This window comes from Paraburkholderia caffeinilytica (assembly GCF_046030355.1).
Taxonomy (GTDB): Bacteria; Pseudomonadota; Gammaproteobacteria; order Burkholderiales; family Burkholderiaceae; genus Paraburkholderia; species Paraburkholderia caffeinilytica_B.
In genome coordinates, this window is the sequence record NZ_JAQQCQ010000023.1 from 124,661 (window position 1) to 137,057 (window position 12,397).

Sequence of the window (12,397 nt, forward strand, 5' to 3'; positions counted from 1 at the left end):
TTAGGCGTGGTCAGTTGCCTGCGCCGGCAAGGATGTAATAGCAGCCGACCAGCAACAATGCGAACGACATGAGGACGCATGCAATGCCGGCGCGCGTCAGCAGATTGGGCCAGCGTGCGCGGGGGAGACTGTCCATTTGCACGATGCGCCGTGCAAGACCGGGATCGCGGACGAAGGCGAATGGCACCAGCGCGACGCAAAAGAGCGCGAGCGCGACGGCGAAGGTTTCGAGGGCAAACGAGATGTCCATAAGGCGGCGTGGGGAGCTTGATCCGCGCTGTAGCGCAATGGAGCTATCTTAAGAAGACGTTTCATAAGGAGATATGAGACGCGTCCTAAAATTCCAGGCAGGCGTTTCGCTAATTCGCTCCCGCCACGCGGGGGGCCAATGCTGCAGGCTATAGTGGGTTGGCGAGATCGCATCCGGACGGTCACTTCGAGGGCGGCATGCTATGCTTTTGGGGTCCAGATCACGAGCCGCCGTGAGCGCGCTCAAGACCGCCGAACTACTCTTCGAGGAGAACCCTTCATGTCGATGCGAACCCGCGCCCTGTTTCACCTGACCGTCGGTGGCCTGCTGCTTGGTGGCGCCATTGGCGCGCAAGCGGCGAACCTCGGTTTTCTGAACGACACACCGATCAGCTACATGAAGCAACGCGACATCGACTCGATCAAGAGCGCGGTGCGCACGGCCTTGAACGACAAGCAGGACGGTGAAAGCGTGAGCTGGGTCAACGAAGGCACCGGCAACAGCGTGAAGATCGACGCGACGATCACCCTCGCCAGCACCGCGAAGGATGGCGAGCGGACTTGCCGCGACGTCGGCGTCGTGCTGAATGCGAAAGGGCAGTCGATGAACCTGCGTCCGCAGTTCTGCAAGCAGGGCAGTGGCACCTGGCAATTGCAGAAAAAGAACTAAGCGTGCGGGCCGGTATGACAACGCGCGCCGGCTTGTCGCCGGCGCAGCCGGGAACCGTGCGTCCTTGCGGCGCGTTGCGTCGATGAGCGCGCGGGTCGTCTCGTGCGGCATCGTGCTGCTCGACCCGGCCGGCCGGGTATTGCTCGCCCACGCCACCGAAACGTCTCACTGGGACGTTCCGAAAGGGCATGGCGAAGAGGGCGAGGCGCCACACGTCACTGCGCTGCGTGAGATGGTCGAGGAGACCGGCATCGTGATCGAGCCCGGGCGGCTTAAGGATCTCGGACTATTCGTCTACCGGCGCGACAAGGATCTGCATCTGTTCGCGGCGCGCGCGACGGCCGACGAACTCGATTTGTCTGCCTGTATCTGCACGTCGCTGTTTCCGCGCCGCTCCGACGGCACGCTGATCCCCGAAATGGACGCTTATCGGTGGGCGGCGCCGGATGAAGTCGAGCGGTATGCGAGCCGCAGTCTCACACGGCTCTTTCAGACTACGCTTTCGCTTACGGAGCTACATCGAACGCTGTAGCGGGAGATGAATTGCCTGGGCGGCAGTTGCTGGCAGTATTCGCCACCAGCCACCAGCCACCAGCCACCAGCCACCAGCCACCAGCCACCAGCCACCAGCCACCAGCCACGCGCGTTGCCGGCGGCCTCAGTCGAGCGCGCGGTCGTTCGGATGCGAGAACAGCGTGCGATTCTGTTCCGATAGCGGAAAATTCAGATTGATGCTGTGAGGTGGAATCGGCTGGGTGAACCACTGGTTGTAAAGGCGCTCGGCGTCGCCGGCAATCTGGCCGCGTGCGATCACCCCGTTCACGAGCGTGCGGAACGGTTCGTCGCCCTTGCGGAACATGCAGGCGTAGACCTCATAGCCGAGCGGCGTGCCGGTCACCACGAAATCGTCGGGGTGCGGGTCGGTCGATTTGAAACCGTACACGATCGGCTCGTCCATCACGAAGGCCACCGCCCGGTCATCCTTGAGCGCGGTGAATGCTTCCTGATGATCGCGCACGCTCGTGATGCGCATGTTCAGATGTTTCTCGGTATTCAGACGGCGCAGCAGGCGCTCGTCCGAGGTGCCCGCGGTCGTGACCACTGTCTTGCCGGCCAGGTCCGGAAAATCCGTAATGCCACTGCTTTTGCGCGTGATCATGCGCACCGCGTACTGGAAGAAGCTGTTCGAGAACGCGGCCACGTTTTCGCGTTCCACCGTATGTGTGGTTGAGCCACATTCCAGATCGATCTGGTTGTTCAGCAACATCGGCGTGCGATTCGACGAGGTCACCGTGATTTCGTGCACCTTCAGTTGCGGCAGGCCGAGCGTTTTCTTGATTTCGTCGACGATCTGCAGCGCGATGGTTTGCGAGTAGCCGACCGTGCCCTTGCCATCGAAGTATGAGAAGGGAATCGACGCTTCCCGCACGCCGAGTACGACCACGCCGTCGTCGTGGATTTTCTTCAGCGTGCCGGTGAGCTCTTCCGCGTGCGCGGCGCAGGCGAGCGACGCCGCGCCGAATGCGACCAGCGCGGCGAGCGCACAACGCATGCTATGTGCGACGCGTGCGGCGCCGGCTACGCGCGTCGTAACAGGTACGGTATGCGCATGACGCGTGCTTCGTGCTGTGTCCCATGCACTCGCCCTGCGACGGGCTGCAACTTTCATCGGGCCTCCCGGACTCGTGCGTGCACAGATGCCGCACTGTCACTGTCGATGGAACATGATGCAATGAAACGGCGTGCACCCCGCTCACGAAATGCACGCCGTATTCGATGCCAGATGCGCTTCGCGCTGTAGTCACTCCAGCTTACGCCGGCTTGCCCCAACTGTCGCGCAGGCTGACGATGCGATTGAACACGGGCTTACCCGGTTTCGAATCGACGCGGTCGGCGACGAAATAGCCGTGGCGCTCGAACTGATAGCGCTGCTCCGGCAACGCGTCGCGCGCACCCGGTTCCAGGTAAGCGTTGACCACGCGCTTCGAATCCGGATTCAGCGCTTCGAGGAAGTCGCGGCCACCGGCGTCCGGTTGCGGTTCCTTGAACAGACGGTCGTAGATGCGCACTTCGGCCGGGCACGCGGCTGCCGTGCTGACCCAGTGAATATTGCCCTTGACCTTGTAGGTGTTCGCGCCTTCCGTGCCCGATTTGCTGTCCGGAAAGTAGTTGCAGTGGACGGCGACGACGTTGCCGTTCTCGTCCTTGTCCGCGCCGACGCATTCGATCACATAGCCGTAGCGCAGGCGCACCTTGTTGCCCGGGAACAGGCGGAAGTAGCCCTTCGGCGGCGTTTCGTTGTAGTCCTCGCGCTCGATCCACAGTTCGCGCGAGATCGGGAATTCGCGGACGCCGTGTTCCGGATGATGCGGGTGGACCGGGGCGCTGCACGGCTCGGTGACGCCTTCAGGGAAGTTGTCGATGATCAGCTTGAGCGGGTCGAGCACGGCCGCGGTGCGCGGCGCCTTGTCGTCCAGATCGTCGCGCAGTGCGCCTTCGAACACGCTCATGTCGATCCACGAATCGACCTTCGTGACGCCGATGCGCTCGCAGAACAACTGGATCGCTTCCGGCGTGAAGCCGCGCCGGCGCACACCGACGATGGTCGGCATACGCGGATCGTCCCAGCCCTCGACATGACCTTCGGTCACCAGTTGCAGCAGCTTGCGCTTGCTGGTGATCGCATAGGTCAGGTTCAGACGCGAAAACTCGATTTGTTGCGGCAGCGGGCGCGTGAAGATTCCCGCTTCGGCCAGCTCGTTCAGAATCCAGTCATACAACGGACGGTGGTCTTCGAATTCGAGCGTGCACAGCGAATGCGTGATGTTTTCCAGCGCGTCCGAAATGCAGTGCGTGTAGTCGTACATCGGGTACACGCACCAGGTGTCGCCCGTACGGTAGTGGTGCGCGAAGCGGATCCGGTAGATCACCGGATCGCGCATGTTGAAGTTCGGCGACGACATGTCGATCTTCGCGCGCAGCACGTGCTCGCCTTCCTTGAACTCGCCGGCTTTCATGCGGCGGAACAGGTCGAGGTTTTCCTGCACCGAACGGTCGCGGAAGCGCGACGGCGTGCCGACTTCGGAAGCCGAGCCGCGGTTCGCGCGCATTTCTTCGGCCGACTGGCTGTCCACATACGCCTTGCCGCGTTCGATCAGCAGTTCGGCGAATTCGTACAGTTTGTCGTAGTAGTCGCTCGCGAAGTAGAGCTGCTCCTTGCCGTCTTTTTCCCATTCGAAGCCGAGCCAGCGCACTGAGTCGATGATCGAGTCGACGTACTCGACGCTTTCCTTTTCCGGATTCGTATCGTCGAAGCGCAGATGGCACACGCCGCCGTAGCTGCGCGCCACGCCGAAGTTCAGGCAGATGCTCTTGGCGTGACCGATGTGCAGATAGCCGTTCGGCTCAGGCGGGAAGCGCGTTTCGACGCGCTGACCCCACTTGCCGGTGTGGTTGTCTTCGTCAATGATGTTGCGGATGAAATTGGATGCCGCTGGCGCGTCGTTGCGTTCGGTATTCATGCGAGAAGGTGAAAGTCTGTCGGGGGTGCGCAATGCGCCCACTTATCCGCCAATTCTACCTGACGCGTTCGCTCGCGGCAGGCGAGTGCGGCGCGCAGCCAACGTTTGAGCGGTTTCGACCGGTTTCTGGGGGCGGACAGAATCCTGCAAGCTGCATTTAAGGTGCTGTAACAGGAGGTAAAACGTTTTGTTGGCCCGTGCGCCGGCGACTTAGGATGCGAGCGGCGCACTCTGCGCCCGCCGTGTGTGGGCGGCAGTGGGCCTAGGTGTTTTTTCGCGGCGGCGCTTTGCGCCCCGCTTGAGGCCACGTGAGGCCGCTTGACGCTGCTTTGTGCCGCTCTGTGCCCATGTGGTGCAAGCCAGGCGGCCACGCGGTCCGCCCGTACCCCGTTTCAATCTGCCGGATCGCGCTGCCTGCGCCTTGTCGTGCAACCCGCCCGCAGCGCGGCTGGCCGCGCAAGCCGCCTCACCCCTTGCGCCGTCTTGCATCGACGCTTTCCGTTCGTGCAACATGGCATTCTCAGTTCCCGGAGTTTCTCGGATGTCCGTCCCGTCGCATGACGCGCCTCGCGCGCCTTTCGCCCCTTTGTCTTTCGCCCGGATCGTGGCGGCCACGGCCGTGTGCGCCGCGTTCGCCAGCAGCTTCGTCGCGCCGGCCCCCGCGCTCGCGAAGACGCCTCCGCCCAAGGCTGTGCTAGACGCGTCGGCGGTGGCCGTGCCGGATCGCTACAGCGCGGACACCGCGCAGCAAATCTTCGCCGCCGGCGGAAATGCGGTGGACGCCGCTGTCGCGATCGCCTTCACGCTGGCCGTGACCTGCCCGGATGCGGGGAATATCGGCGGCGGCGGGTTCATGACGGTGTTCATGGACGGCAAGCCGTACTTTCTCGACTACCGCGAGCGCGCGCCGCAACAGGCGACCCGCGACATGTATCTCGACGATAAAGGCGCCCCCGTACCGGGTATGAGCCTCGTCGGCCATCGCGCGGTGGGCGTGCCGGGCACCGTCGAGGGTATGTGGGAAGCACAGCAGCGCTTCGGCAAGCTGAAATGGAAGCAGGTGCTGGCGCCCGCGATCCGTTACGCGACCGACGGCTTTCAGGTCGAGCCCGGGTTGCAGCAGCGCCACGACGCGGCGGCAAAGAATTTCGCCGGCAAGACCAACTTCGACGCTTACTTCTCGAACCTGAAGGCAGGCGCGACGTACCGCCAGCCTGAGCTTGCGCAAACCCTCTCGCGCATCGCCAGCGACGGCGGCCGCGAATTCTACGAAGGCCGCACCGCGGATCTGATTGCCCAGCAGATGTACGGCCACGGCCTGATCACGAAGCAGGATCTGATTCAGTACAAGGCGGTCTGGCGCCAGCCGCTCACCGCCGATTGGAACGGCTACAAGGTCGTGACCGCGCCGCCGCCGAGTTCGGGGGGTGTCGGACTGATCCAGATGCTGAAGATGAAGGCCGATCTGAAGCCGGCGTTCGATGGCCTCGAGCTGAATTCCGTGCCGTATATCCATCTGATCGCGCAGATCGAAGACCGCGTATTCGCCGATCGCCAGCAATACATCGGCGACCCCGATTCGTACAAGGTGCCGGTCGACAAACTGACCAGCGACGCCTACCTCGCGCAACGCGCCGATGAAGTGAAACCCGACGAGGTGCCGGGCGCCACGCCCGTCAAAGGCGGCCTCGGGGACGTGACGCCGGAGAAAGCGCAAACCACGCATTTTTCCGTGGTCGACAAGTGGGGTAACGCCGTGTCGAACACTTACACGCTGAACGGGTCTTTCGGTTCCGGCGTGGTGGTGGACGGCGGCGGCTTTCTGCTCAACGACGCGATGGATGACTTCGTCACCAAACCGGCTGCCGCCAGCTCGTCCGGTGCGACGGCTGACGACCTGAATACGGTGGCCCCGGGGCGCCGGCCGCTTTCGTCGATGACGCCGACCATCCTGTTGAAGGACGATAAAGTGTCGCTCGTGATTGGTACGCCCGGTGGCTCGCGAATCCTCACGTCGATCTTTCAGGTCATGACCAACCTGTACGATTTCAATATGGCGCCTGCCGACGCTTTGGCCGCGATGCGATTCCATCATCAGTTGCTGCCGCCGAAGACGATCTATTTCGAGCCGTACCATCCGATCACGGGCGACCTGGCCGATCAGTTGAAAGCCAAGGGTTACACGTTGGAAGGGCAGTCTTTCAATGGTGACGTGCAGATGATCCGCGTCGACGGCGCGACGCCCGAGCCGGCGGCCGATCCGCGCGGCGTGGGCGTGGGCCGTGTGATGCGGTGAAGTGGGGCTTCGGCCGGGTGAGGCTGGGGGGAGGCGTGGGCTGAGGAAGCGGATTGAGGGGGCGAACTGGAGGCGAACTTTAGAAAGTAAACGCAGAGGCCGATTGTAGAAGCCGACCGCAGAAGCCAACTGCAGAAGCCAACTGCAGAAGGCAACTGCAGAAGCCAACTGCAGAAGGCAACTGCAGAAGGCAACTGCAGAAGGCAACTGCAGAAGGCAACTGCGGGGGCCGACTGCGGAAACAGATTGAGGAAGCGGACTGCAAGAGCGAACTTCAGACGCCAACGACAGAAACACACTTGATAAACGAATTGCGACGGGGAATGTAATGAGCGGGCAAAAACTAAACGTACTTGTGCTGCCGGGCTACCAGAACTCCGGCGTGGGCCATTGGCAGACGCTTTGGGAAGCGCTCGATCCCGCGTTCGTGCGTGTGCAGATGCCTGACTGGGACCATCCGGCGCGCGACGCGTGGTGCCGCACGCTCGACGCCGCAGTGGCCGCAGCCGACTCGCCAGTGGTGTTTGCGGCGCACAGCCTGGGCTGCCTGACGACCGCCTTCTGGGCGTCGCAGTACGCAAGCGCGGCACAATTGGCAAAGGTGGCGGGCGCACTGCTGGTGGCCGTGCCCGATCCGTCCGAGGCGCATTTTCCGCAGGACGCCATCGGCTTTGCGCCGGTACCACGCACGCCCCTGCCGTTCGCGAGCATCGTCGTGTCGAGCAGCGACGATCCGTACGGCGGCGTGCCGTTCTCACAAACTTGTGCGAGTGCGTGGGGCAGCCGCTGGATCGACATCGGGCCGCGCGGTCACATCAATGCCGACAGCGGCCTCGGCGATTGGGAGGAGGGGCGGCGCTGGCTGGCTTCGTTGGGCGAGCGGCGGTGATGGCCTGATTTGCGGAGATTTGGGCGGCGAGTGAACTGGCACCGTCGCCAGCTCCGCTGAAAACTGCCACCGCCTCAGCCGGCTCCAAACCACGCGCCTACAACGCAGCGGGATTCAAACCACCGACTGGTCTCAGCACGCAGCGGGCTTCAAATCACCGACTGGTCTCACCACGCAGCGGGCTTCAAATTACCGACTGTCCCACAACGCAGCGGACTTCAAATTACCGACTGGTCCCACAACGCAGCGGACTTCAAATCACCGACTGGCCCCACAACGCCGCCGGCTTCAATTCAAATCACCGACCGGTCCCGCAACGCCGCAATTCGCGCCTCGTCATAACCGAGCACATCGCGAAGGATGCTGTCGGTATGCTCGCCGAGCGTCGGCGGATGGGACAACGCTTCGGGCGGCGTGCCGGTCATGTTGATCGGATTGCGCACCAGTTTGACCGTGCCGCCCGACGGATGCGGTAGATCGACCTGCATGCCGCGCGCCACGACCTGTTCGTTCTCGAACACCTCGTCCAGATCGTTGATCGGCCCGCACGGCACACCGGCCGCTTCCAGTGCCGCGATCCATTCCTGCTTGCCCTGCAGACGAACCATGTCGGCAAGGATCGGTACGAGGATATCGCGGTGGCGCACGCGAGCCGGGTTGGTCGCGAATCGCTCGTCGTTGGCGAGTTCGGGGCGCCCGCCCACCTCGGTGAATTTGCGGAACTGGCCGTCGTTGCCGACCGCGACGATGATCCAGCCGTCACGGGTCTGGAAGGTCTGGTAGGGCACGATGTTCGGATGCGCATTGCCCCAGCGCACGGGCGGCTGGCCGCTCGCCAGGTAGTTCGAATTCATGTTGGCCAGCATTGCCACCTGCACGTCGAGCAGCGCCATGTCGATGTACTGGCCTTCGCCCGTTCGGTCGCGGTGCGTGAGCGCCGTGAGTACGGCGATGGTCGAATACATGCCGGTCATCAGATCGGCAATCGCGACGCCGGCCTTTTGCGGGCCGCCGCCCGGCTGGCCGTCGCGTTCGCCGGTAATGCTCATGAAGCCGCCGATGCCTTGTATGATGAAGTCGTAACCGGCGCGCTGCGCGTACGGCCCGGTTTGCCCGAAGCCGGTCACCGAGCAGTAGATCAGATCGGGCTTCACTTCTTTGAGCGACGCGTAATCAAGGCCGTACTTTTTCAACTGCCCGACCTTGTAGTTCTCCAGCACCACGTCGCTTTGCGCCGCCAGTTCGCGGATGATCCGCTGGCCTTCGGGCGACGCTATATCGACCGTAACCGAGCGCTTGTTGCGATTCGCCGCGAGGTAATAGGCAGCTTCGCCGGTGTCGGCGCCTTGCGGCGTTTTAAGGTACGGCGGCCCCCAATGGCGGGTATCGTCGCCGACTTCGGGCCGTTCGATCTTGATGACGTCGGCGCCGAAATCGGCGAGTGTCTGCGCGCACCAGGGCCCGGCGAGTACGCGTGTGAGGTCCAGTACGCGGATATGACTGAGAGCGCCCATATTCTTCAATGTCTCCTGTGTCGGCTGGAGTTAGCGCTCTAGCGCTTCCCCCAGCCCCATGCAATGTTCGTGGGTAGTCAAGCGGCGAGCATGTCGCCGTGAATGTGGGCAATCTTAAGCGATTCCCGCATGCCGGCGTACTCAGCCGAACGGCATAGGACGCGCGGCCCGCCTCGCCATGTCGCCCGCTAGCCCGCCAACCCCAGTCAAACCTGGCCGAATGGCCAACAGGACAAGGCCGCTGCCGCGCACGGGCGCCGATCCCGTATAATCAGTCGTTTAAGAAACAAACAGTTGGCGCATCCCCATGATGCCGCCGGTAACAGTCAGGACCGTCCCCCGCACGCTATGAAAGCCGCCGAAATCCGCGAGAAATTCCTCAAGTTCTTCGAATCGAAGGGCCATACGATCGTTCGCTCGTCGAGCCTTGTGCCCGGCAACGACCCGACACTGCTCTTCACCAATTCGGGAATGGTGCAGTTCAAAGATGTGTTCCTCGGCGCGGAATCGCGTCCGTATGCGCGCGCCACGACCGCGCAGCGCAGCGTGCGCGCCGGCGGCAAGCACAACGATCTGGAAAACGTCGGCTACACCGCGCGTCACCATACGTTTTTCGAAATGCTGGGCAACTTCTCGTTCGGCGACTACTTCAAGCGCGACGCGATCCACTACGCGTGGGAATTGCTGACGGGCGTATACCAGTTGCCTAAAGACAAGCTGTGGGTCACCGTCTATCACGAAGACGACGAAGCGCACGACATCTGGGCAAAGGAAGTGGGCGTGCCGGTCGAGCGGATCATCCGCATCGGTGACAACAAGGGCGCGCGCTACGCGTCGGACAACTTCTGGCAAATGGCCGACGTCGGCCCATGCGGCCCGTGCTCGGAAATCTTCTACGACCACGGCCCGGACGTGTGGGGCGGCCCCCCGGGATCGCCGGAAGAAGACGGCGACCGCTACATCGAGATCTGGAATCTCGTGTTCATGCAGTTCAGCCGCGACGCGCAAGGCAACATGACGCCGCTGCCCAAGCAGTGCGTGGACACCGGCATGGGGCTGGAGCGTATTGCCGCAGTCCTGCAGCACGTGCACAGCAACTATGAGATCGACCTGTTCCAGGCACTCATCAAGGCTGCGGGCCGCGAAACCGGCGTGACCGATCTGGCGAACAACTCGCTGAAGGTGATCGCCGATCACATCCGCGCGTGCTCGTTCCTGATCGTCGACGGTGTGATTCCGGGCAATGAAGGTCGCGGCTACGTGCTGCGCCGTATCGTGCGTCGCGCGATCCGCCATGGCTACAAACTGGGCAAGAAGGGTTCGTTCTTCCACCGCATGGTGCCGGACCTCGTCGCACAAATGGGCGGCGCCTATCCGGAACTGAAGGACGCGGAGCAACGTGTGACCGACGTGCTGCGTCAGGAAGAAGAACGCTTCTTCGAGACCATCGAGCACGGCATGTCGATTCTCGAAAGCGCGCTGGCTGATCTGGACGCGAAGGGCGGCAAGACGCTCGACGGCGAACTGGCATTCAAGCTGCACGACACCTACGGCTTCCCGCTCGATCTGACGGCAGACGTCTGCCGCGAGCGCGAAGTAACGGTCGACGAAGCCGCGTTCGACGAAGCCATGGCGCGTCAGCGCGAACAGGCTCGCGCCGCGGGCAAGTTCAAGATGGCGCAGGGCCTCGAATACTCGGGCGCGAAGACCACGTTCCACGGCTACGAAGAAATCATCTTCGACGACGCGAAGGTGATCGCGCTGTATGTCGACGGCGCGTCGGTCCAGGAAGTGAGCAGCGGCCAGCAAGCTGTCGTCGTGCTCGACCACACGCCGTTCTACGCGGAATCGGGCGGCCAGGTCGGCGACCAGGGTGTGCTGGCTAACGCGAGCGTGCGCTTTGCCGTGACCGATACGCTGAAAGTGCAGGCGGACGTGGTCGGCCATCACGGCACGCTGGAGCAGGGCACGCTGAAGGTCGGCGACGTCGTGAAGGCGGAAATCGATGCGGTGCGTCGTGCCCGCACCGAGCGCAATCACTCGGCTACCCACCTGATGCACAAGGCGCTGCGCGAAGTGCTCGGCTCGCACGTGCAGCAGAAGGGTTCGCTGGTCGATGCGGACAAGACACGTTTCGACTTCGCGCACAACGCGCCGATGACCGACGAGCAGATCCGTCAGGTCGAAGCGATCGTGAACGCGGAAGTGCTGGCGAACGCGCCGGGCATCGTGCGCGTGATGCCCTTCGACGAAGCGGTGAAGGGCGGCGCGATGGCGCTGTTCGGTGAAAAGTACGGCGACGAAGTGCGCGTGCTCGACCTCGGTTTCTCGCGCGAATTGTGCGGCGGTACGCACGTGCATCGCACGGGCGACATCGGACTCTTCAAGATCGTGATGGAAGGCGGTGTAGCTGCCGGTATCCGTCGCGTGGAAGCGATTACGGGCGATAATGCTGTGCGCTTCGTGCAGGATCTCGACGCGCGGATCAATGCGGCTGCGGCCGTGTTGAAGGCGCAGCCGTCGGAACTGACGCAACGGATCGTGCAGGTGCAGGACCAGGTGAAGTCGCTGGAGAAAGAACTGAGCGCGTTGAAGTCGAAGATGGCTTCGAGCCAGGGCGACGAACTTGCCGGTCAGGCGATCGAAGTGGCCGGCGTGCATGTGCTGGCTGCCACGCTCGAGGGCGCGGACGTGAAAACATTGCGCGAGACGGTCGACAAGCTGAAGGACAAGCTGAAGAGCGCGGCAATCGTGTTGGCTTCGGTCGAGGGCGGCAAGGTGAGCTTGATCGCCGGGGTGACGGCGGACGCCAGCAAGAAGGTCAAGGCCGGTGAATTGGTCAACTTCGTTGCGCAGCAAGTCGGCGGTAAGGGCGGCGGGCGGCCGGATATGGCGCAAGCGGGTGGCACGGAGCCGGCGAATCTGCCGGCGGCACTGGCCGGCGTGAAGGGTTGGATCGAAGCCCAGCTTTGATTCGGGTTTGATTGGGTCACGCGGGGCGCTGGTGTTTTTTGCGTCTCGCGTGGCCCAAATTGTTTTTGGCCTTGGCCTTTGGCCGTGGCGTGTTGTAGCGTGCTTTGCTTTGCTTTGCTTTGCTTTGCTTTGCTTTGCTTTGCTTTGCTCTGTCTTGTCGCGTCTTGGCGTGCGTCGACTTGGCCGATTGCGGCGGTGGTTAGCGTCTCCGCCGCGCAGGCAAGGCCTCAAGCCCGAAGCCCCAAGCCCGAAGCCCGAAGCCCGAAGCCCGAAGCCCGAAGCCCG

Annotated in this window: 9 protein-coding genes; 5 read left to right on the forward strand and 4 right to left on the reverse strand. The window is 63.0% G+C overall.

Going from position 1 to position 12,397, the window contains the following annotated elements:
• Window positions 1-10: 10 nt before the first annotated feature.
• Entirely contained in the window at window positions 11-250 is a 240-nt protein-coding gene (locus PQQ95_RS28785) for a hypothetical protein (RefSeq protein ID WP_408443674.1), read from the reverse strand.
• 279 nt (window positions 251-529) lie between these two features.
• Here PQQ95_RS28785 and PQQ95_RS28790 point away from each other — a divergent pair, with 279 nt between their 5' ends.
• Both PQQ95_RS28790 and PQQ95_RS28795 read left to right on the forward strand, forming a co-directional pair.
• Entirely contained in the window at window positions 530-919 is a 390-nt protein-coding gene (locus PQQ95_RS28790; RefSeq protein ID WP_408443675.1) for an RT0821/Lpp0805 family surface protein, read from the forward strand.
• Between the two features lie 82 nt (window positions 920-1,001).
• Window positions 1,002-1,451, forward strand: coding sequence for an NUDIX hydrolase (locus PQQ95_RS28795; RefSeq protein WP_408443678.1), 450 nt, complete (start codon window positions 1,002-1,004; stop codon window positions 1,449-1,451).
• A gap of 126 nt (window positions 1,452-1,577) precedes the next feature.
• On the opposite strand, the gene PQQ95_RS28800 is transcribed toward PQQ95_RS28795, so the two are convergent.
• Both PQQ95_RS28800 and PQQ95_RS28805 read right to left on the reverse strand, forming a co-directional pair.
• Window positions 1,578-2,471, reverse strand: a complete 894-nt coding sequence (locus PQQ95_RS28800; RefSeq protein ID WP_408443704.1) for a transporter substrate-binding domain-containing protein — start codon at window positions 2,469-2,471, stop codon at window positions 1,578-1,580.
• A 259-nt stretch (window positions 2,472-2,730) separates the two neighbouring features.
• Window positions 2,731-4,440, reverse strand: coding sequence for a glutamine--tRNA ligase/YqeY domain fusion protein (locus tag PQQ95_RS28805; RefSeq protein ID WP_408443680.1), 1,710 nt, complete (start codon window positions 4,438-4,440; stop codon window positions 2,731-2,733).
• Between the two features lie 541 nt (window positions 4,441-4,981).
• Between PQQ95_RS28805 and ggt the strand changes: the two genes are divergently transcribed.
• Window positions 4,982-6,736 carry a gamma-glutamyltransferase gene (ggt, locus tag PQQ95_RS28810; protein ID WP_408443682.1) on the forward strand — a complete coding sequence of 585 codons (1,755 nt, stop codon included), beginning with the start codon at window positions 4,982-4,984 and terminating at the stop codon, window positions 6,734-6,736.
• Window positions 6,737-7,064: 328 nt separating this feature from the next.
• Entirely contained in the window at window positions 7,065-7,625 is a 561-nt protein-coding gene (locus PQQ95_RS28815; RefSeq protein ID WP_408443685.1) for an RBBP9/YdeN family alpha/beta hydrolase, read from the forward strand.
• A gap of 293 nt (window positions 7,626-7,918) precedes the next feature.
• Here PQQ95_RS28815 and PQQ95_RS28820 read toward each other — a convergent pair whose 3' ends face one another.
• Window positions 7,919-9,139 carry a CaiB/BaiF CoA transferase family protein gene (locus PQQ95_RS28820; RefSeq protein WP_408443687.1) on the reverse strand — a complete coding sequence of 407 codons (1,221 nt, stop codon included), beginning with the start codon at window positions 9,137-9,139 and terminating at the stop codon, window positions 7,919-7,921.
• 348 nt (window positions 9,140-9,487) lie between these two features.
• Between PQQ95_RS28820 and alaS the strand changes: the two genes are divergently transcribed.
• The gene (gene alaS, locus PQQ95_RS28825) at window positions 9,488-12,112 is read left to right on the forward strand and encodes an alanine--tRNA ligase (protein WP_408443690.1); all 2,625 of its coding nucleotides are present in this window, start codon (window positions 9,488-9,490) and stop codon (window positions 12,110-12,112) included.
• Window positions 12,113-12,397: the final 285 nt, after the last annotated feature.